Annotated in this window: 17 protein-coding genes and 1 pseudogene; 4 read left to right on the forward strand and 14 right to left on the reverse strand. The window is 55.9% G+C overall.

The window, feature by feature from the left end; genetic code table 11:
- Nucleotides 1-33 precede the first annotated feature (33 nt).
- Nucleotides 34-2,070 carry an oxidoreductase gene (locus AC1DU9_RS20985; RefSeq protein ID WP_477810738.1) on the forward strand — a complete coding sequence of 679 codons (2,037 nt, stop codon included), beginning with the start codon at nucleotides 34-36 and terminating at the stop codon, nucleotides 2,068-2,070.
- Between the two features lie 62 nt (nucleotides 2,071-2,132).
- On the opposite strand, the gene AC1DU9_RS20990 is transcribed toward AC1DU9_RS20985, so the two are convergent.
- Nucleotides 2,133-2,909: a pyrroline-5-carboxylate reductase family protein gene (locus AC1DU9_RS20990; RefSeq protein WP_477810748.1), complete on the reverse strand. Its 777-nt coding sequence runs from the start codon at nucleotides 2,907-2,909 to the stop codon at nucleotides 2,133-2,135.
- Nucleotides 2,899-3,606 carry a TetR/AcrR family transcriptional regulator gene (locus AC1DU9_RS20995; protein WP_477810739.1) on the reverse strand — a complete coding sequence of 236 codons (708 nt, stop codon included), beginning with the start codon at nucleotides 3,604-3,606 and terminating at the stop codon, nucleotides 2,899-2,901. Before AC1DU9_RS20995 ends, AC1DU9_RS20990 begins: the two co-directional genes overlap by 11 nt.
- 381 nt (nucleotides 3,607-3,987) lie before the next feature.
- On the opposite strand from AC1DU9_RS20995, the gene fdhA reads away from it, so the two are divergent.
- On the forward strand, nucleotides 3,988-5,187 hold the full coding sequence (gene fdhA / locus AC1DU9_RS21000) for a formaldehyde dehydrogenase, glutathione-independent (RefSeq protein WP_477810740.1): 1,200 nt from the start codon (nucleotides 3,988-3,990) through the stop codon (nucleotides 5,185-5,187).
- 237 nt (nucleotides 5,188-5,424) lie between these two features.
- On the opposite strand, the gene AC1DU9_RS21005 is transcribed toward fdhA, so the two are convergent.
- From AC1DU9_RS21005 to AC1DU9_RS21055, 11 genes and pseudogenes are all read right to left on the reverse strand, one after another.
- The gene (locus AC1DU9_RS21005) at nucleotides 5,425-6,354 is read right to left on the reverse strand and encodes a DMT family transporter (RefSeq protein WP_477810741.1); all 930 of its coding nucleotides are present in this window, start codon (nucleotides 6,352-6,354) and stop codon (nucleotides 5,425-5,427) included.
- 101 nt (nucleotides 6,355-6,455) lie between these two features.
- On the reverse strand, nucleotides 6,456-7,469 hold the full coding sequence (locus AC1DU9_RS21010; RefSeq protein ID WP_477810749.1) for a GlxA family transcriptional regulator: 1,014 nt from the start codon (nucleotides 7,467-7,469) through the stop codon (nucleotides 6,456-6,458).
- Nucleotides 7,470-7,571: 102 nt separating this feature from the next.
- Nucleotides 7,572-8,570, reverse strand: a complete 999-nt coding sequence (locus tag AC1DU9_RS21015) for a 4-hydroxyproline epimerase (protein ID WP_223534894.1) — start codon at nucleotides 8,568-8,570, stop codon at nucleotides 7,572-7,574.
- A gap of 12 nt (nucleotides 8,571-8,582) precedes the next feature.
- On the reverse strand, nucleotides 8,583-9,431 hold the full coding sequence (locus AC1DU9_RS21020; RefSeq protein WP_477810742.1) for an ABC transporter permease: 849 nt from the start codon (nucleotides 9,429-9,431) through the stop codon (nucleotides 8,583-8,585).
- Nucleotides 9,428-10,276 (reverse strand): ABC transporter permease, encoded by an 849-nt coding sequence (locus AC1DU9_RS21025; protein ID WP_223462306.1) that lies wholly within the window; start codon nucleotides 10,274-10,276, stop codon nucleotides 9,428-9,430. The genes AC1DU9_RS21020 and AC1DU9_RS21025 overlap by 4 nt, the downstream gene beginning before the upstream one ends.
- Complete coding sequence (locus tag AC1DU9_RS21030) at nucleotides 10,273-11,391, reverse strand: quaternary amine ABC transporter ATP-binding protein (RefSeq protein ID WP_457265840.1); 1,119 nt, start codon at nucleotides 11,389-11,391, stop codon at nucleotides 10,273-10,275. Before AC1DU9_RS21030 ends, AC1DU9_RS21025 begins: the two co-directional genes overlap by 4 nt.
- Nucleotides 11,392-11,466: 75 nt before the next feature.
- Nucleotides 11,467-12,318, reverse strand: coding sequence for a glycine betaine ABC transporter substrate-binding protein (locus tag AC1DU9_RS21035; protein WP_223462304.1), 852 nt, complete (start codon nucleotides 12,316-12,318; stop codon nucleotides 11,467-11,469).
- Between the two features lie 68 nt (nucleotides 12,319-12,386).
- Nucleotides 12,387-13,733, reverse strand: coding sequence for an NAD(P)/FAD-dependent oxidoreductase (locus AC1DU9_RS21040; RefSeq protein ID WP_477810743.1), 1,347 nt, complete (start codon nucleotides 13,731-13,733; stop codon nucleotides 12,387-12,389).
- The gene (locus tag AC1DU9_RS21045; protein ID WP_477810744.1) at nucleotides 13,730-15,247 is read right to left on the reverse strand and encodes an aldehyde dehydrogenase; all 1,518 of its coding nucleotides are present in this window, start codon (nucleotides 15,245-15,247) and stop codon (nucleotides 13,730-13,732) included. The genes AC1DU9_RS21040 and AC1DU9_RS21045 overlap by 4 nt, the downstream gene beginning before the upstream one ends.
- Nucleotides 15,240-16,151, reverse strand: coding sequence for a dihydrodipicolinate synthase family protein (locus AC1DU9_RS21050; RefSeq protein ID WP_477810745.1), 912 nt, complete (start codon nucleotides 16,149-16,151; stop codon nucleotides 15,240-15,242). The genes AC1DU9_RS21045 and AC1DU9_RS21050 overlap by 8 nt, the downstream gene beginning before the upstream one ends.
- Nucleotides 16,148-16,288: pseudogene (locus AC1DU9_RS21055) on the reverse strand (GntR family transcriptional regulator); the annotation flags it as partial. The pseudogene AC1DU9_RS21055 and the gene AC1DU9_RS21050, both read right to left, overlap by 4 nt.
- Before the next feature lie 602 nt (nucleotides 16,289-16,890).
- On the opposite strand from AC1DU9_RS21055, the gene AC1DU9_RS21060 reads away from it, so the two are divergent.
- Nucleotides 16,891-18,126, forward strand: coding sequence for an aromatic ring-hydroxylating oxygenase subunit alpha (locus tag AC1DU9_RS21060; RefSeq protein WP_223462300.1), 1,236 nt, complete (start codon nucleotides 16,891-16,893; stop codon nucleotides 18,124-18,126).
- A gap of 160 nt (nucleotides 18,127-18,286) precedes the next feature.
- Here the strand turns inward: AC1DU9_RS21060 and AC1DU9_RS21065 are convergent, their stop codons facing one another.
- On the reverse strand, nucleotides 18,287-19,249 hold the full coding sequence (locus tag AC1DU9_RS21065; protein ID WP_223462299.1) for a LysR family transcriptional regulator: 963 nt from the start codon (nucleotides 19,247-19,249) through the stop codon (nucleotides 18,287-18,289).
- Between the two features lie 448 nt (nucleotides 19,250-19,697).
- On the opposite strand from AC1DU9_RS21065, the gene AC1DU9_RS21070 reads away from it, so the two are divergent.
- Nucleotides 19,698-20,653, forward strand: a 956-nt coding sequence (locus AC1DU9_RS21070; protein ID WP_477810746.1) for a quaternary amine ABC transporter ATP-binding protein, incomplete at its 3' end; no start/stop codon positions are given.

Genomic DNA, 20,653 nt, shown 5'->3' on the forward strand with positions numbered 1-20,653 from the left:
AGACTGATCAAGCCCACTTTGGAGCGCACCACGATGTCCAGCGATCCCTTGCTGCAACCCTATAAAATCAAGAATCTGACCCTCAGAAACCGGATCATGACCACCTCCCATGAACCGGCCTACCCTGTGGACGGCATGCCCAAGGATCTCTATCGCGCCTACCACGTGGAGCGCGCCAAAGCCGGTGTCGCCCTGACCATGACCGCCGGTTCCGCTGCCGTATCCCGAGACAGCCCGCCGGTGTTCAACAATGTGCTGGCCTACAAGGACGAAGTGGTCGGATGGTTGAAGGACCTGACCGATGAATGCCACGAACATGGCGCGGCAGTGATGATCCAGTTGACCCACCTGGGCCGCCGTACCCGCTGGGACAAGGCCGATTGGTTGCCGGTGGTGTCGCCGTCACACCGCCGCGAGGCATCGCACCGCTCTTTCCCGAAGAAAATGGAGGAATGGGACATCGAGCGGATCATCAAGGACTATGTAGACGCCGCGGAGCGCATGAAGGCGGCGGGTCTCGATGGTCTGGAGCTTCAGGCCTACGGGCATTTGATGGATCAGTTCTGGTCGCCGTTGACCAATGACCTCGACGGCCCTTACGGTGGCTCGCTGGAAAACCGCATGCGCTTTACCTTCGACATCCTGCGTGGCATCCGCCAGCGGGTAGGCGAAGATTTTCTGCTGGGAGTGCGTTACACCGGTGATGAAGAATTACCCGGCGGCTTCACTGCCAGTGAGGGCATGCAGGTTTCTCACATGCTCAAGGACAGCGGACTGGTCGACTTCCTGAACGTCGTGCGCGGTCACATCGATACGGATGCAGGGCTGACCGATGTCATCCCGATTCAAGGTATGCGCAACTCGCCCCATCTCGACTTCGCTGGCGAGATCCGCTCGTCGACTGGCTTTCCGACCTTCCACGCTGCGAAGATTCCCGATGTCGCCACCGCGCGCTACGCGATCGCCTCGGGCAAAGTGGATATGGTGGGCATGACCCGCGCGCACATGACCGATCCGCACATCGTGCGCAAAATCATCGAGAAGCGCGAAGAAGACATTCGCCCGTGTGTGGGCGCCAACTATTGCCTGGATCGCATCTACCAGGGTGGCGCGGCCTACTGCATCCACAACGCAGCGACGGGGCGGGAAACCACCATGCCGCATGACATTCCAAAAGCCGCCGTCAAGCGCAAGGTGCTGGTGGTCGGTACCGGCCCTGCCGGGCTGGAAGCGGCGCGGGTCGCCGGTGAGCGCGGCCATGACGTGACGGTGCTTGAAGCGGCTGACCAACCCGGTGGGCAGATTCGTCTGACTGCGCTGAGCGAGCGTCGTCGCGAGATGATCAGCATCATTGACTGGCGCATGGCGCAATGCGAACGGCTGGGGGTGAAGTTTCACTTCAATACCTGGGCCGAAGCCGACACTGTGCAAGCCTTCGAGCCAGACGTTGTCATCGTTGCGACCGGCGGCCTGCCGGATACCGAGGTGCTCCGCGAAGGCAACGAACTGGTGGTTTCAACCTGGGACATCATTTCCGGCGATATCAAGCCCGGTCGCAACGTACTGATCTTCGACGATGCGGGGGATCATGCTGCCCTGCAGGCTGCCGAGGTCATCGCGCAAAGCGGTGCGACCGTGGAAATCGTCACCCCTGACCGCTCGTTTGCACCTGAAGTCATGGCCATGAACCTGGTGCCCTACATGCGCAGCCTGCAGGATCTGGACGTCACCTTCACCGTGACCTACCGGGTCGATACAGTGGAAAAACGTGATGGCGGGCTCGTTGCAACCTTTGGCAGCGATTACGGACAGGTTCACAAGCAACGCGTGGTCGATCAGGTGGTCGTCAACCACGGCACCCTTCCCCTGGACGACTTGTACTTCGACCTGCGTCCTCTCTCCACCAATGGCGGCGCGGTAGAGCAGCATGACCTGATCGCTGGCACGGCACAGAACATCGTCACCAATCCCGAAGGACGCTTCCAGCTGTTCCGGATCGGCGACGCCGTGTCTGCTCGCAACACCCATGCGGCCATCTACGACGCTTTACGCTTGGTGAAAGAAATCTGAATCCTGATCTACATGCAGTGAAGGCCCTTCAGCGGGCCTTCACTGTATATCCCCTGCCCTGGCTACATTCCCCGCCGCGCAACCTCAGCGCCTGCCTTCACTGCCCGCCCGACAATGGACTCGATGTTTTGATCGGCCATCGACTGCAGCGCTGCTGCCGTCACGCCACGGTAAGCCATCAACGACTCAATCATTTGCTGCGGATCGCGACTGGCAAGCATCTGGCCGCCCCCCACCACCACGCCTTGTGCAGCGCGCTGCGCAATGGCAAGGGGAATTCCCGCAGCCACCGCCTGATTAATCAGTGCCATTTGCAACATTGCCGGGAAAGCCGGCCCGGTCCCCGACAACGCACTTAGGTAATCAATGCAGTCTTCATCAGGCAATTCGTCCGCCGAACCTACGCACTCGAACAGTCGCTGCACCCACTTGCGGTCGCGTTCAACAAGGTTTCCGGCACAGTACCAGGGCGTAAACGACTGCCTGATTTCCACGGCCGCATTCGGCATGGCCCGCACCACTACATCCGCACCGGTGGCCGCGCTGATGGTTGCCGCCGGAACTCCAGCCATCAAGGAAATCACCAGCTTGCCGCGGGCGTTCATCTGCAGTTCACGAAACTGCTCCGGTCGGATGGACAGCACGACAATATCGCTGAGGTCCACCAACTGCTGGTTGTCGGCCAGCAGTCTCACGCCAGGCTCGAAGGTACTGACGCCGGAGCGGTTCGAGATCAACAAACGGTCAGGCCCGATGAATCCGCTATCGAGCACCGCCTCGGCGATTGCACGCCCGAGCCAGCCGGTGCCTCCGATGATTCCCAGAGTTCTATTCTCCATCGGCAGGAGACTCCTCGAATGTTTCGACCAAGGGAACGAAAACGCCAGGTTCTTTTTCCGCGTAGCCAAACTTTCCATAAAAGCGGTCCAGTTCGCGTCGCTTCGGTACTTTGCCGGTGAACACGCTCACGTACTGAGGAATCCGTCGAAATCGTACGACGATATCTTCATTGGTTTTCATGGAGATGTAGCCGATCTGCGTGAGATAGATGGTCCTGGCCCGAACATCGGCCCCCTCGGCGTCGTAGCCAAACCGTCGGAACATCGCGGCCAAGGCATTCATCCGTGCCTCATCGGCCAGAGCGATTTCAGCCGTGACCTCGTCCGATTGCAGCGCCCAACTGCGAACGGCAAATTCGAATTGCGAGTCGAACAGCTCAGGGTTCACCCAGCACTCGAAGACGTTGAGAATCGCTTCGGAAATACTTTCTGCGTAACTCTCGCATTGGCTGACCATGCCGCCGGTGTTCTTGTCCCGCCATCGAGCCAGGAGTGCCGCGAGCAGCTGCTCCCGATCTTCATAGAACCAGTAAAAGCTGGTACGAGACAAATTCAAGCGTTTGGCCAGCGGCATCACCCGCACAGCATCCACACCCGACTCTTTAAGAGCTTCGTAGGCGGCGTCCAGCCAGACATCGACGGAGCCTCGCCAGCCTGCGTCTTGCGCTTTGGTTTTCGCCCTTCCTGTCTGTGACATCCGGGTTGCACCTTTAATCTGAAAATTCTTCCCCACTGTACACCCCACGATCTGTCACGTACACGGCATGTACATGGGCGTACATTTTCGAGACATTCGTAGAGATGCATACCTCCAGTAAGCATCGGAACCGACGCTGGGCGATTATTCGGAGCATGCCTGGAAACAGGTGGTGAGTGGGTGCTAAATGCCCTCGCAGAGTGCTGATACCAGGCGTAGGATCGATACGATGACTGCTAATAACACGTGGTTGGAAGGCGACTTCCAACCAATTCTGCACTCACACGCAAACGCAAGACATATACCGCCGCACTGTAAGGCCGCGCGCCCCTTCGCAGTACAAGGGCCGTGTTCTCACAACAACAAAAGCGAGGTGAAAACATGTCTGGTAATCGTGGTGTCGTGTATCTCGGCGCAGGCAAGGTCGAGGTGCAGACCATCCCCTATCCGAAAATGGAAGACCCACGCGGCAAGCGCATCGACCATGGCGTGATCCTGCGCGTGGTTTCGACCAATATCTGCGGCTCCGACCAGCATATGGTGCGTGGCCGGACCACGGCCCAGGTCGGGCTGGTGCTTGGCCATGAGATTACTGGTGAGGTGATCGAGAAAGGCCGTGATGTGGAAAACGTGCAGATCGGTGACCTGGTCTCGGTGCCGTTCAACGTCGCCTGCGGCCGTTGTCGCAGTTGCAAGGAACAGCACACCGGCGTCTGCCTGACGGTCAATCCGGCGCGCCCCGGCGGTGCCTATGGCTATGTTGACATGGGCGACTGGGTTGGCGGCCAGGCCGAATACGTACTGGTGCCGTATGCCGACTTCAACCTGCTGAAGCTGCCCGACCGCGACAAGGCCATGGAGAAAATCCGCGACCTGACCTGCCTCTCCGATATCCTGCCGACCGGCTACCACGGCGCGGTGACCGCCGGTGTCGGCCCTGGCAGCACGGTGTATATCGCTGGTGCCGGTCCGGTCGGCCTGGCTGCTGCCGCCTCCGCCCGTTTGCTGGGTGCGGCGGTGGTGATCGTCGGCGACGTGAATCCGCTGCGTCTGGCGCATGCCAAGGCCCAGGGCTTCGAGATCGCCGACCTGACCCAGGACACTCCGCTGCACGAGCAAATCGCCAACCTGCTCGGTGAGCCGGAAGTCGATTGTGCGGTCGATGCGGTCGGCTTCGAAGCCCGTGGCCACGGCCATGACGGCGCGCAGCACGAGGCCCCGGCCGACGTGCTCAACGCGCTGATGGGCGTGGTGCGGGTCGCCGGCAATATCGGTATCCCTGGTCTGTATGTCACCGAAGACCCGGGCGCGGTCAACAAAGCCGCCAAGCATGGCAGCCTGAACATCCGTTTCGGCCTCGGCTGGGCCAAGTCCCACAGCTTCCACACCGGCCAGACCCCGACGATGAAGTACAACCGTCAGCTGATGCAGGCGATCATGTGGGACCGGATCAACATTGCCGAGGTCGTCGGCGTACAGGTGATCAGCCTGGACGACGCGCCGCGCGGTTACCACGAGTTCGATGCCGGGGTGCCGAAAAAATTCGTCATGGATCCGCACAAGCTGTTTATCGCGGCCTAATAAGCAGGTTGGGAAAAGGGCAGCTTTGAGCTTAATGCCGATCAGTTAAGGCGTTGAACGCCGCAATCCTTGTGGGAGCGAACCTGTTCGCAATGACGGTGGCACAGTCAACACTTGCGTTGCCTGACAATCCGCCATCGCGAGCAAGCTCGCTCCCACAGGTTTTTGAGCTGCCCTTTTTTATGGATCATCCAGGAATCCAACCACACATTGATTACTTCATACACTCAGGTACGTTCACACCTTCGCTTTAATCGCATACAGCCCACCGATAATCACCAACGCTGCTCCGACAACTACCCATGTGTCAGGGCGCTCGGCAAAAACGATCACCCCAATCAACGTGGCGAACACCAGAAGCGCATAGTTGAAAGGCTGCAGGGTAGAAGCGGTCGCGTATTTCAGTGCTTGAATGAGGAGAATCTGAGCGACTACTCCCGTCAATGACAGGATCCCCATCAAGAGGCCCTGGACCGGAGTTGGAGAAACCCATGCGGGCAGCCCCACAAATGTGATCGTCAGGGCACCCACACTTGCCATAAAAAGCATGTTCGTCGCAAAGGAATCGTGCTGGCTAATTCGGCGCGTCAGTACATTGAATACTGCAAACCCCAAGGCAGACAGCAGGGGAATCAGCGCTGCCAGTTCAAAGACGCCCGCGCCTGGTCGCAGGATAATCAGTGTCCCGGTGAACCCTATGGCAGCCGCGATCCAGCGTCGTAGCCCGACAAGCTCTCCTAGCAGCCCCCCTGCCAATGCCAGAGTCATCAGAGGGAATACCGCATAGAGAGCGTGCATTTCAGCCAGGCCTAAATAGCGCAGCCCGACTCCGAACAGTACTATTTCACCCACGGCTAACAGCGCTCGAATGATTTGGAGCCAAGGGTGCTTGCTCCGAAACTGTTCCTTGACCCTACCTTGGTAGGCGGCATATCCGAAGGCAAATACGACAAACACCCAATAACGCACCATGACCAACTGGGCAACCGGGATGTCTTTGACCAGCACCTTGGTTATTCCGTCCTGGCTCGCGAAGATAAGCATCGAAAGCAGGCATAGGAAAATCCCGAGTTGGGGCCTTGTGACCCCAGGACCAGCGGCGACGGTGGGCGTAGTCAAGTACGCCGTGTTTTCTGTTTGACCGCTCTTCAATCGCACTTCGGTCATGCCCTCCTCCTTAAAATTTCAGCGACTCCGGTTTGGAGCGTTACAGCAGCCCGCAGTCGCGGTTAAAGACCAGCACTCACTGAGGATTGATCAGGCATTCTTTATTTCACCAGCCGTGTTTCTTTCGAAGGCCGGTAACCAAAATACGAGCTGTAGCATTTGCTGAAATGGCTCGGTGAAACAAAGCCGCATGCGACCAGCACATCAACCTGAGACAGCTCTGTGTGCTGAAGTAATCGCCGTGCTTCGGTAATGCGCAATTCCAGGTAATACCGTTGCGGCGTGGTACCCAGTTGCTCTTTGAACAAGCGCTCTATTTGTCGACGGGAACGTCCGGCATAGACCGCCAGTTGGTCCATTTGCAACGGTTCTTCCAGGTTGGCGTCCATCAGTTTGACCACCTCTTTGAGGGGGGCGCTCAACGAGATGTTTTGTGTCGGTTTGATACGCCGATACCGTGACTCTTCGAAAGACAGAATGTCTTCGATGCCCTCGACAAGCGCCTTGCCATGCAGCCCTTTGATCCACTCGAGAGCCATATGATAAGCACCCGCCGGACTCGAAGCCGTGAGCCGGTCTCGATCCATGACAAATGCTTCACTGGTGACATGCGTTACTTTTGAAATTTCTGCGAGCGCAGGTCGGTGTTCGGGATGAATCGCACAACGATACCCCTCAAGCAAACCTGACACGCCCAAAAACCACGCCCCATTCCATAGCCCGGCCAGGGTTATACCCAGTTCCGATGCCGTTTTAAGGATGCTGATCAGCTCGTGATTGACTTTGAGTTCGGTGCGATAGCCGCCGCATATGACCAGCAAATCAAGGTCTTTGAGTGCTGCCACGTCCAAACGCGCATCCGGTCGAATGACCAGGCCAAGGTCGCTGGTAACCTCTCCGTCCTGCACCCCGAAGGTTCGTGAAGAGAACAACGCAGGACGCAAAAGATTGGCAGTGACAATCGTATCGAGCGCTTGCGTAAATGCAGGCAACGAGAAGTGCTCGAGCAGTAAAAATCCTGCCCGGGCATGAGCCGTCGGCTCACTCCGAGTCTCTTCCAGATAGCGCAGGTTTTTACCTTTCATACACCCGCTGAAATCTCGTCGTTCGATCACTTTACGCCTCGCTTCTTTACACTGACGAATGCAGCCTTTGTGCAAACCACGGTTGAATCCGCGCTTGCGAAGAATCAACCGCTGGCGCCGTGACCGTACTGTTTATGCGAGCTGGAACCCGTGGGCCAGAGGGTCTTTGTCATCGACGAAAATTGTGTTGTGACCTATCACCTCAGCCCAGCCGCTGACACTTGGATTCATGCCGTCGAAGGTTCCGACCTTTACCGACGCCTCCACTTTTCCTTCGTAGATTGTACCGATCAGACTTTCGAGTCGATAAACGTCGCCGACGTTCAGCCGACCTTTTCCGAAGAGCTGAGCCATCCGGGCCGAGGTACCGGTACCGCCGGGAGAACGATCAATAGCTTTATCACCGTAGAACACTGCACAGCGGCCATGCACGGTTCTGCTCTGTGGATTGTCACACCAGATGATGTGATGAACACCACTGATTCTGCTGTTCTCAGGATGCACAGGGTCACAAATGGCAGAGAGCGCTGCGCGCAACTTCTGGCTCAACCCCACGATGTCAGCCGTCGTCTGCCCTTCGAATCCAGTCCAGCACTCCTGTGGTTCGACCACCGCATAGAAATTCCCGCCGTAGGCGATGTCCACCGTAAACGTACCAATACCAGGTACTTGCACCACCACATCGGCGCTGTGCAGGTAGCTGGCTACGTTGAACAAACGAATCGATTCAACAAATTCGCCGCCCATGGTGTATTCGACATCGACGCGTCCCGCCGGTGTTTCAATCGCCAGTTTTCCCGGCTCACGAGGCGTCACCAGGCCCTCTTCAATGACCACGGTCGATAATCCGATGGTGCCCGCTCCACACATCGGCAGGCAGCCGCTGACTTCGATAAACAACGCTCCGAAGTCGCAGTCATCACGTACCGATGGATAAATAATGACGCCAGACATGATGTCGTGTCCCCGAGGCTCGAACATCAATGCGGTGCGTACCCAGTCGTGGTCACGCACGAAAATATCGCGACGCTCCGCCATCGATACGGAGGGCATCAGCGGTGCTCCGCCCGCTACAACCCGAACCGGATTGCCGCACGCGTGCGAATCAATGCAAAAAAAGCTGCGCCTCATACTGATGCCCTTTCAAAGGAGTTTGCTGGGGGAGTGACGCTGCAACGCGCCCCGTGACAGTCGATCCAACAGCAGCGCAATAGCGACAATGGCCAGGCCCGCTCGAAGGCCTGATCCCATCTCCATCCTGGAGAGGCCACGGGTAACTTCAGCCCCCAGGCCGCCCGCCCCCACCAAGCCTGCCAGCACCACCATCGCCAGCGACATGAGGATGCATTGGTTCAGGCCTACCAACAGTGTGGGTGCAGCAGTCGGCAGTTCAATTTTGAACAGAATGTCTTTAGGTGAAGCACCGGACGCCTGGCCCAACTCAAGGAGATCCTTGGGCAGTTGCTTGAAGGCCAGGGTCGTCAATCTGAGCATCGGCGGGATGCCGTAAACAATCGTTGCGATGATTGCGGGTACCCGTCCCAAGCTGAACAGCATCACTGCGGGGATCAGGTATACCCAGGGCGGCACCGTTTGCATGATGTTCAGAATTGGCAGCAACGCTTCATCTATACGCTTCACCCGGGCGGCCAGAACCCCCAGCGGGAAGGCAATGGCAACAGAGATCAGGACCGACACGCTGACGAGCGCAATCGTCTGGATGGACGCGACCCAAAGGCCAGCGAACAAACAGAAAACCAACATCAGCGCAGCGAAAACAGCGACTCGTTTATTGGCAAAAAAGAAGGCCGCAACGACGACAATACCGATGAACAAGTACGGATGGGGAGCAAGCAGCGCCCCCTCCACTGCACCGAGTACCGCCTCAATGACCTGACTTATCCCTTTGAACAATCCATGTAAATTAGTGTTCAGCCAGTCAACGGCGGGAGCCAGGTAATCGCCTGGAGAAAATTGAATGTGCGTTGTCATTGGGAAGCCCTCACCCGCGCCTGTGCAGCACTCTGCGCCAGACGATCCAGGATCATGGTCAGGATAACGATAGCGATGGCCGCGTTGATCGACTTGGCGATATCCAACGTACGGATGGAACCGTAAATCGCCTCGCCCAAACCACCCGAACCCACAATGCCGGCGATGACGACCATACCGAACGCCATCATCAGGCTTTGGTTGATACCGGCCATGATGCTGGGCATGGCGAACGGTAAGCGGATCTTGAAAAACATCTGCATTCCAGTCACGCCGCTGGCATCTCCCAACTCGATGAACTCCTTGGGTGTCATGCGAATACCCAGGGAGGTCAGTCGTAGCGCAGGGGGAAGCGCGACGATAAAAGTCGCCAACAGCGCCGTGGCAGGGCCGTAGCCGAGCAGTGCAATGGCCGGCAGCAGGTAGATGTAGGGCGGCATCGTCTGGATCAAATCCAGACAAGGATCAACCACGCGATCAAAGGCCGGCGCCAGACCGGCAATGACCCCCAGCGGAATGGCGACAACCAGTGCCAGGACAGTCGCAGTGAGCACCAGGGCAAGCGTGCTGACTGTCTCTGGCCACAAGCCGATGACGTCGCAAAACAACAAGGCCAAACCTGCAAGAATTGCAAAGCGAACGCCAGCCAGACGCCAGCCAATCAACGCCATGACAATCGCTACAACGTAGTGCGGTGGATAGGCGATACACCACAGCACGCCTTCATAAATGCCCTTCAGCACCGCATTGACGGCATCGAACACGAACTCGCCATTGTCCGAAAGCCATTCCAGTCCTGTATCAATGGCGGTATCAAACTGACTGGAAAAATCCGGCGTGCTCATGCGGACGCCTCCATCGCACCGGCGGTTGGTACTGGCGCCAATTCGTTGGGAATACCTTGAACGCCACGCAGCAGATCACGAGGCGTAATGATCCCGACCACTGTTCCGTGATCGACGACGGCAAGCGCGTCGCGCCTGGACTTCATCGTCAAGCTGATGAGTTCATCGATATCGGCGTCAAGCGAGGTTTGGGTGAGCCTGGAAATATCGCAAGTCGGCTGTGCAGCCTTGTAGGCCTGGACAGACGTCATGACCGAGTGAGCCTTGACCAGATGCAATCGGGAAATGCCGGCGACGAATTCCGCCACGTAGTCGTCAGCCGGGTTGAGCACGATTTCCTCGGCGGTGCCAACCTGAATGATGGCGCCATCCTTCATGATCGCAATACGGTCACCGATGCGGATGGCCTCGTCCAGGTCGTGGGTAATAAACACCGCGGACTTGCCCAGCTCCTTGGTCAGCTGGCGGAACTCATCCTGCAACTGTCGGCGAATCAGCGGATCAAGCGCGCTGAACGGCTCATCCATCAAGATTATTTCCGGGTCGGCGGTGAGTGCACGCGCCAGTCCGACCCGTTGTTGCATGCCGCCGGACAGCTCGCTCGGATAGCGTGAAGTCCACTCGCTCAATCCAACCTTCGCCAGCGCCTGCTCGGCCACTTTGTAACGTTCAGCCTTGCCCACACCCTGCACTTCCAGGCCAAACGCGGTGTTCTCAAGAACCGTACGGTTAGGCAACAAGGCAACGCTTTGAAAGACCATACCGATGTGACGCGCCCTCACCTCTCGCAGTTGTGCCGGCGACAAGGATGAAACGTCCTTGCCTTTGACCAGCACCTTCCCCGAGCTCGGGGTGATCAGCTTGTTCAACAACCGTATAAGGGTGGATTTGCCACTGCCGGACAAACCCATGATGCAAAAGATTTCCCCCCGGCGAACCTGGAGGCTGACATCGGAAACTCCGACCACACAGCCATGGTTTTGCAGGATCTGGGTCTTTGAAAGACCCTGCTGGACAACCGCGTCCATGGCTGCCGGTGCATTTTTACCAAAGATTTTCCAAACCGACTGGCAATCTACCAGCACTTCGTCAGTATTAATTGTGGCCATCGTCATTTCGCAATCCATCGAACCAGTTGTTTGCTGGCTTCTCTAATTAATCAAAGGGCGGCAGTGGCAAACAAACCAAACTCAATAGTTCTTGATATTCCCCCAACGATTTACAAGATCTGTATGGCTATCTATCCAGCCCTTGATAGCCTCGTCCATGGTCTTGCCATCCTTGACTTCAGCATTCATCGCGGTGATGTCCGTTATAGGCACATAAACACTGGCCATTAGTTCACGCGCACGCGGATTGGCTTCAGCGAAGCCTTTGTGTCCTATCCAGTAATAACCCTGCAACGGCGGGAAGACCCCTTTTGGATCTTTCAAGAATTTGAGATCAAATTTCTTGGTCATCCAGGAAGGATCCCAGACGGTTACCGCCACCCATTCCTTTCGGTCGACTGCCGACTTTAAAGCCGCGGTCATTGCCGAAGTACTGCCTTCGACCAGCTTGAGCTTGATGTCGTACGCTTTGACCACGTTGTTCGCGTCACTCATCAAGCCCGAACCTGGCTCGATACCAATGATTCTGTTCCCCAGTTTTTCCGCGTTTGCATTCAGCTGTTCGATGGAGTCGATGTCTACGTAACCGGGTACTGCCAAGCCCTGATAAAGACCGAAGGAGACTGGTGACAGCTTCTCGATTTTGTTCTTGTTCTTTTTCCAATAATCGGCGGCGGCGTAATCAATCTGGGATGCCAATACCTGAATATCCCCTTTGCTGAGTGCAGCGTAGGCGATCCCCCACTCGGAAAACTCCACGACTTTTACGGTATACCCAGCGTTCTCAAGCACCTTCTTTGTAATGCCGGTAATGGGCACCAAATCCTCCCAGGACATAGTCCCCATCACTATGTTTTTTTCTTCAGCATGTGCCTGCAAACTCATCATGCCCACAAGCGCGAGCGCGCAGAATGCCTTCCAAATACTCTTCATGGATTGTTCCGTTCTTATTAGTAACTTATTAAATAGCCTTTATAGGAAAGGCCGACAACTTAAACTTGTTAACCTTCTCTCCCGGCCCAAAATTCATGCCAACGAATGACTGAACTGACGCCCAGCTTCGTTATTATTTGGGGGGGGAGCCTGCTCGGTCCTGGCGCGTGACTGATACTTTCCAGAAAATCAGAACGTATACCCGAAGCCAATTCCGCCGCCATTACACCTGCCAGAGTGCTCTTGACCGTTCCCAACCCATTTTCGCAGCAAGCCGAATACAGGTTTTCTTCGATCTCGCCAAATGCAGCGGCGCTGTTACGACTCAAACACAGACGGCCGGCCCAGCTGAACTCCAACGCAGTGGATTTCAATTCGGGAAAGCGTGCATCCAGAGAATGTCGCTGTTCTTTGGCAACCGCCGCTACACGCTCTGGGGTGACCTGGATACTCGGGTCATAGGTGAATTTTGTCCGGATGACGATACGCGAGAGACCGTCTGTAGAGATTTTACGAACAGTCGCACCCATTGGATCAGCCGGCAACAAGGCCCACCTGGCTTTGCCCGGCACGTCTTTCTTGAATGCATCATCACTGTACGCTGCAGTCATGGAGGCGTACGTAAAGACGTGCAGCAGGCGTCCCCGATAATGACCAAAGTCTTCAATGTGGCCGTTCACTCCAAGAATGACCTTGGGGGCGTGCACCGTCCCGTTATGAGATCGAGCGATCCAGCCGCTACCCTGCTTCGACAATTCGATAACTGGAGAACGCTCAAAGAGAGTGATTTTCCCTTCCAGCCCTGCTGCCAGGTCTCTGATGTATTGTGCGGGTTGAATCAACACAGCGCCGGGGGTATAGATCCCTCCTTGGTAATAAGTAGACCCGGTGATTTCACGCATTTGCAGTGCATCGAACATCTCGAACTTTTCGCCAATGCRCTCAAGGGATTTGGCGTAATTGACGTTCAGCTTCAATCCCCGCTCAGTGGCGGCAGCGTTGATCTTCCCTGAAGGGTCAAAGGTCTCTGCGGACATGCCGTACTCGCGTGCGGCTTGCGCAGCAAAATCAATCGCAAAACGATTTTGGGTGATCTCCAGCGCCGTTGCAGACTCACTCGCCACGGAATATTCCCCAGACGACAGACTGTGCGGCACATCGATCATGAAGCCCGAGTTCCTGCCTGCCGGCCCCTTGGCGACTTCATGAGCATCGACCACAACGATGCTGTCACCCGGGTGCAACTGTGAAAGTCTGCGAGCGGCGGACAGGCCGGCAAAACCGGCACCGATAATCAGCCAATCCGCCGTCACGTTTCCATCAAGCATGCGGACAGGCGCAGTGCGTGCGGAAATCGCCTCCCAACCTGAAACCCCGGTGTCTACCGGCAGGCGCTTGATGGTATGGGTGCTCATTTTTCGGTCTCTTCATCCGACCGATCAGACACATCGATCCAGATTGTTTTGATTTCGGTGTACTGGTCATGGGCAAAAATGGATTTGTCCCGACCACCGAAGCCCGACTCTTTGTAGCCGCCGAATGGCGTCGATGCATCACCCTCACCAAAGCAGTTCACGGTGACGATGCCGGCGCGAATTTCCCGCGACAACTTGATTGCCCGCCGCAGGCTGCCGGTATATACCGAGGCCGCCAGGCCGTACACCGTGTCATTGGCCAGGGCAATGGCTTCGCAAATCGTGTTGAAGGTGGTGACCGAAAGAATCGGGCCGAAGATCTCTTCCTGGAACAGCCGGTTGTCTCGACCGACACCGTCAATCACCGTAGGCTCTACAAAGGCACCATCTTTGGTCGCGCCGCCGTAGACAACTTCAAGCTTGCCGGCCGCGGCGTGCTCAAGGTACGACTTCACTTTTGCGAAATGCTCAGGGCTGACCAGCGACCCTACGCGGTTTTGCGGATCGAGTGGGTCGCCCATTTTCCATTCGCGGATGTAGGCGCCCATGCGCTCCAGCAGCTCGTCTTTAACAGACGCGTGGACGATCAGACGTGACGTCGCGGAGCAGTTTTCGCCCATGTTCCAGAACGCGCCGTTGACGACATGCTGAGCGACAAGATCCAGGTCTTGGGCATCGTCCATCACCACGGCCGGATTTTTTCCGCCGCATTCGAGAACGATACGTTTCAGGTTCGAATCGGCGGCGTAATGCAGGAAACGGCGGCCGGTCGCGGTGGAGCCGGTAAAGCTCACCATGTCGACGTCGTTATGCAAGCCAATGGGCTCGCCAACCTCTTTGCCCGTGCCGGTCACAATGTTGAGGACACCAGCGGGTATACCGGCTTCAAACGCCAGCTGAGCGACACGCAACGTGGTCAGCGAGGTTTGTTCGGCAGGTTTGACGATGACCGAGCAGCCCGCAGCGAGCGCCGGGCCGATTTTCCAGGCCAGCATCAGCAGCGGGAAGTTCCAGGGCAATACGCAGCCCACCACGCCGATCGGCTCCCGGACCACCATGGTCAGCGCGTCGCTGCCCACCGGGGCGGTGTTGTCGTAAATCTTGTCGATCAGTTCTGCGTGCCAGCGGATCGTGTGGATGGTGTCGGGGATGTCGACCAACTGACATTCACTGACCGGTTTGCCGCTGTCGAGGCTCTCGAGGACGGCCAATTCGTGTTGATGGCTTTCAAGCAGGTTTGCAAACTTCAACAGAACCGCTTTGCGTTCCCTGGGAGAAATCGATCTCCAGCGTCCATCCTCGAAGGCCTCTTTGGCGTTACTCACCGCAAGGTCGACATCCTCGGACGAACAGGCAGCGACGTCTGTCAAAAACTCACCCGTTGCCGGGTTGTTCGTGGCGAAGGTCTTGCCGGAGATCGCGGGCTTGAACGCGCCATTGATGAACGCCTTGGATGGCAACGAAATGTCTTTGGCCAGAGCGGCATATTCGGCCTTGCTCAGAAGATCACCCATGGCTGGCTCCCGAAGTAATGTTGGCTACGTTACGTTTGAGTTCAGTAATGACCGACGCGAAACTCTGCTTTTCGTCCGCTTCAAGTGGCTGCAATGGCAGGCGCACGTTACCGACTTTCAATCCGGCAACTTCGCAGCCGTACTTGATCGACTGCACGAACTTTCCACCGTCCAGGGCATTCATCAGCGGCATCATTGCCGACATGATTTGACGGCCTTTGTCGAAGTTCTTTTCGATCACGCAGGCTTCATAAAGCGCTACGTGTTCCCTGGGCAGGAAGTTGGAACCTGCGCACACCCAACTGCGGGCGCCCCAGGCAAAAAACTCGAGGGCCTGGTCGTCCCATCCGCAGGACAAGGCGATGTTGGGGAACTGCCGGGCCAGCATATGCACCTGGCCCATGTCGCCGGAGCTTTCCTTGATGGCGACGACGTTTTTCGATTGGCTGACACGCGTGAAGTATTCTTCATCCATCGAAACGCACATGCGGCCCGGATAGTTGTAAAGCATGATCGGCAAGTCCGCTGCGCGATCGATAGTGAGCGCGTGAATCGCGTTTTCCTGTGAGGTTGGCAGCGCGTAAGGCGGGGACGTGACGAGAATCGCGTCCGCTTTGATCGATTTGGCATCCTTGGCGTACTGAACCGCATCTTCGGTACGAATCGCCCCGGTGCTGACGATCAGTTGCACCCGAGTGCCGATCACATCTTTGGCGTAGGCCGCCAACTCGGTGCGTTCTTCCGACGTCTGCGCATAATACTCGCCTGTTGACCCGCCGATAATAATGCCGTGCACCTTCGCCTCAATCAGCGACTCCAAAACTTCCGAGTACACATTCCAGTCAATGTCTCCATCAGAGTTATAAGGAGTTACTGCTGGCGTATAAATACCTTCAAATTTCAAGATAAATGCTCCGAATGCGGGTTAGGTGGAAGATCAACGAGCGCGTCAGCTTTGATGCCTTGAGGCGCGATAAAAATCTCCATGTTTTCACGGGACAGTTCCCAATGCTCAAACATGAGATCAACTACGGCACTTTGGCTACTGTTGAATCCAGACTCGCATGGGCCAAGAAGGCGGTCAATAGAGTGTATTTCTGGCGTGCACATTTTTAGAAGGGTGATTCACTCGTTCTTAAAATTTAAAATCCCTTTATTTTCAATGGCTTGTAATTTTCAAATCGGGGCCACGACGTCAATCGATAACATTTGTTTATGCATTGATAAGAGTAAAAGTTTCTTGTTGATGCATGGTTGCCATCGTAGCCTTACAACAGCGATATTCTACCGACGAATTGGCGACGAATACTTCTCGTACATTCGTCCCGTTAGTTAGGGCCGTTTACCCGGGCTCGAATAAGGTGCTGTAGAAATATTGCTCTTGATGCAAGATCGGCATTAAAAAAATGTCTGCATTAGTAAGGATTCGAACGAAATGAGTGCACGGATGGCACCCCCATCCAAGAAGGCACATTTCGTAAAGCGCTTCCTGGACGTGGCAACCGTTCCGGTTCGCGGATAGAAGCAGCACGGTTTGATGGCTTGCGTCCACAGACGGTACTGCGAACTCAAGACCGTTTAGCCTCATCTCGCTGAGCAGGCTGAACGTGTCGCCCCCCTTGGTATTTTGGAGTGTGTTGACCGTGAGCACTAAATCGGCAGTTTCAAATCTTATCGCGCAGCGCAAGCCTGATCATGCGCTGCCAGGTGCGCTCTATAGCAACCCAGATGTTTACAGGCAGGATCTGGAACAGATCTGGCACAAAAGCTGGATCTTCGCAGGGCACACATTTGAGCTGGAGAAGTCGGGTCAGTACCTGTCGCTGCAAATCGGCGATTACCCTGTCGCGATCGTCCGTGGCGCAGACAAACAGATTCGTGCATTCCACAACGCCTGCCGCCATCGCGGCTCCAAGGTGTGCCCGGAAGCTAGCGGCAAGGTCGCCAAGCTGGTGTGCCCTTACCACAAATGGACCTTCGAGCTGGATGGCAGGCTGCTTTTCGCCGGGAACATGGGGGACGATTTCGACAAGTCTCAGCATGGGTTGAAAACCGTGCATTGTGAGGTCGTCGAAACCTACATCTATGTGTGCGTCGCTGATGTGGCACCTGACTTTTCGTCATTCAGAAAATCTCTGACGCCTTTCGTTGCGCCTCATAACCTGGACGACTGCAAAGTCGCGTTTGAGTCGAACATCATCGAGAAAGGCAACTGGAAACTGGTTTTCGAGAACAACCGCGAGTGCTACCACTGCGATTTTACTCACCCGGAATTGATGCACTCATTCGTCGACAACCCATCAGTGGGTGGCGCCGGCGGCGACGAGGATCTCGAACTCAAAGAGCACTGGGATCGCTGCGAAGCGGCGGGCCTGCCCAGCCGATTGGTCATGGACGAAGACGGTCGCTTCCGCATGACGCGCATCCCCCTTTTTTCCGGGGCCGTCAGCTACACAATGGATGGCAAGCCTGCGGTTGCCGGTCGCTTGGACACAACCGGTGAAGCCAACATCGGTGCGCTGCTTTATTTCAACTACCCATCAACCTGGAACCACTTTCTGGGCGACCACGCGCTGAGCTTCCGCGTTCTGCCCATCGGTCCGGGCGAGACGTTGGTCACTACAAAATGGATCGTCAAGAAGGACGCGCAGGAAGGTGTCGACTACGACATCGATCGCCTGACCAAGGTTTGGCTTGCAACCAATGACCAGGATCGCACCTTGGTGGAAGGCGCACAGGTCGGGGTCAGCTCCCCTGCTTACGAGCCGGGCCCATTGTCGGTGGCCAGCGAAATTGGTGTGTGTCAGTTTGATGATTGGTACTGCAAAACGATGCTTGAGCAGCTCAATGACACGATCCCGTTGAGATCTGTCGGCTAAGAGCAAAACTGCCGGTGGTGAGAACCACGAATGATCACCACCGGCATCCCCAAACTTCTCCCCTCCTCGCACCCCGAGTCACTGCTCAGTCAGTACTCCTGTCTTCTAAACAGCTCGGGAAAACTGGGCGAGGTCACTGCTCAGTCAGTACTCCTGTCTTCTAAACAGCTCGGGAAAACTGGGCGAGAATCCAGTCGCGTAGCCGGCAACACGCGTCGTCATTGATCCGGTCTTCACGAAAGGTCAGATAGTGCTGACTTTCATGGAGAACCACTTCCTCTTCGATCGGCCGAATCAGCGTGCCGTTTTCGATCAGGTTTGCAACCAGGTGATTCCATCCGAGGGCTACGCCCTGATGGGTCAACACCATGCTGATTACCAGGTTGTAGTCGTTCGCGTTGAACACGTGAGGGCTGTCGTGGGGGCGTTTCTCGATATCGACATCGTGATAAGCCAGCCAAACGCCCCAGTCAACGTGCTCCGCTACCTGGGATCTGCCATAGGGACTGAGGTTCAGCAAAACCCCGTCGCGTAGTGCTTCCAGGCTGGACAGCTCAGGGTGCTGCTCTTTGTAACGAGGAGTGCACACCGGGTAGATGACGTCATGAAACAACGGATAACTGCGGTAGCCATCCTGAATCCTGGCCATTTTTGTGATGAAGATGTCCGGAGTTACACCCGGCTCCATCGACAAAAAGTTTTGAGTGGTGACCAGATTGAGGTCGATATCTGCGTTTTTGGTAAAAAAACCCGGCAGCTTCGCTGCGAGCCAGAGGGCTGAAAACGCGGGAGAACAGCAAAGCGTCAACGTGCGCTTGCCTGCATTGTTGGTACGAATGCGCTCCGCCGCCTGGGAAATGTTGACGAAAGATATCTGTGCCGCATCAAAAAAGATGGATCCGGCTTCCGTCAACTCGACTGCTCGCCCCACTCTCTTGAATAGATCCACCCCAAGGTACGCCTCAAGTTCCCGAATCTGACGGCTGATTGCCGCTTGAGTAACGCACAGTGCTTCTGCCGCACGGGTAAAGCTCTGATATTTTGCGGCGGCTACGAATGACTTCACTGCTTTCAGAGACGGCATTTTCAGCAGCGTCATGTCTGGATCGATGTGCTTAACCATAACCTAGAGTATTGAATATCCGGTTCGGGGCCCTTCGGAGGGCCGTTAGGGACGAGATCGGCGAGAGGGCTCCACCTGGAGCCTACGCTGGAGCGTAGCTCAAACACAGGGGCTAAAACAGGGCCAGCCGCATTCGTCTGCGCAACTGGCACTGCCGCGGTCGCAAATTGGCTTAATTAAATAATTGATAACATGACGTTATTGATTGGCTGGAAGAAATGTTGTTAGACGCTGACTCTATTAGGTAATAACTTGGTCCTCAAGGTACTGCTTAATTCAGCACCGATAAAACAAAAATAATAAACACCACATAATAAAGAGGATGGTCACAATGACTATTTCCCAACCTTTCTCCCAGCTTGACTGCCCCCACAAGCACCGTCTGAACTGATCAAGACACGTACACCTGAATTCTTGGTCTTATATCGTAATTGCAGCAGGAGGGGTTATGAGTCTTGGTGACGAGATACTCTCGGTAAAAAACATTTACAAAGTCTTTGGTGCTCAGCCAAAACTCGCGATGGAGATGCTGGCTCGCGGTGCTGATAAAAGTGAAATTTTCAGCAAAACCGGTCAAGTCGTTGGCGTTTTTGACGCCAGTTTTTCCGTAAAACGCGGAGAGATTTTCGTCATCATGGGGCTTTCCGGTTCCGGGAAGTCGACGATGGTCCGCTTGTTCAATCGACTGATCGAGCCAACCTGCGGAACAATCCATCTTAACGGACAGGAAATTACCGGTCTGTCGGATGCTGATCTTCTCAGCGTTCGTCGCAAAGACATGAGCATGGTTTTTCAGTCGTTTGCCCTGATGCCCCACATGAGTGTGATCGACAACGTTGCTTTCGGTCTGGAAATCTCGGGTGTCGTGGAAAGTGAACGGCATAAACGTGCACTCGAGGCACTTAAACAGGTAGGGCTCGATGGCCACGCCTACAGCTATCCGCACCAACTGTCCGGCGGTATGCAACAGCGGGTAGGCCTGGCCCGAGCGCTGGCTAACGACCCAGCCATCCTGCTAATGGACGAAGCCTTCTCGGCTCTTGACCCGTTGATTCGCCACGAAATGCAGGGCGAACTGATCCGCCTGCAGGCAGAACAGCATCGCACCATCATCTTCATCTCCCATGACATTGACGAGGCGATTCGCATCGGCCATCGCATTGCGATCATGGAGGGTGGCCGGGTAGTACAGATCGGTACCCCGCAAGAGCTGCTTTGCAACCCGGTGAACGATTACGTCAGGGCTTTCTTCAAAGGTTTCGATGCCTCGAAGATCCTCAAGGCTGGCGATGTTGCCAGGATTTGTGCAGAGCATCCGTACGCCGTGGATCAATCCACGCCTACGCTGCGCGACGATGTACTCCTGCAGGACGTCTTTCACATCGTTGCTGATGCCGTTAATCC

It is taken from the genome of Pseudomonas sp. P4_C1 (assembly GCF_056402155.1).

Excerpts from the sequence above, each read along its gene's own strand:
- AC1DU9_RS20995 (WP_477810739.1), bottom strand. The coding sequence starts at position 3,606 with ATGTCACAGACAGGAAGGGCGAAAACCAAAGCGCAAGACGCAGGCTGG.
- AC1DU9_RS21015 (WP_223534894.1), bottom strand. The coding sequence starts at position 8,570 with ATGAGGCGCAGCTTTTTTTGCATTGATTCGCACGCGTGCGGCAATCCG.
- AC1DU9_RS21025 (WP_223462306.1), bottom strand. The coding sequence starts at position 10,276 with ATGAGCACGCCGGATTTTTCCAGTCAGTTTGATACCGCCATTGATACA.
- AC1DU9_RS21020 (WP_477810742.1), bottom strand. The coding sequence starts at position 9,431 with ATGACAACGCACATTCAATTTTCTCCAGGCGATTACCTGGCTCCCGCC.
- AC1DU9_RS21005 (WP_477810741.1), bottom strand. The coding sequence starts at position 6,354 with ATGACCGAAGTGCGATTGAAGAGCGGTCAAACAGAAAACACGGCGTAC.
- AC1DU9_RS21065 (WP_223462299.1), bottom strand. The coding sequence starts at position 19,249 with ATGGTTAAGCACATCGATCCAGACATGACGCTGCTGAAAATGCCGTCT.
- AC1DU9_RS21045 (WP_477810744.1), bottom strand. The coding sequence starts at position 15,247 with ATGGGTGATCTTCTGAGCAAGGCCGAATATGCCGCTCTGGCCAAAGAC.
- AC1DU9_RS20990 (WP_477810748.1), bottom strand. The coding sequence starts at position 2,909 with ATGGAGAATAGAACTCTGGGAATCATCGGAGGCACCGGCTGGCTCGGG.
- AC1DU9_RS21035 (WP_223462304.1), bottom strand. The coding sequence starts at position 12,318 with ATGAAGAGTATTTGGAAGGCATTCTGCGCGCTCGCGCTTGTGGGCATG.
- fdhA (WP_477810740.1), top strand. The coding sequence starts at position 3,988 with ATGTCTGGTAATCGTGGTGTCGTGTATCTCGGCGCAGGCAAGGTCGAG.
- AC1DU9_RS20985 (WP_477810738.1), top strand. The coding sequence starts at position 34 with ATGTCCAGCGATCCCTTGCTGCAACCCTATAAAATCAAGAATCTGACC.
- AC1DU9_RS21030 (WP_457265840.1), bottom strand. The coding sequence starts at position 11,391 with ATGACGATGGCCACAATTAATACTGACGAAGTGCTGGTAGATTGCCAG.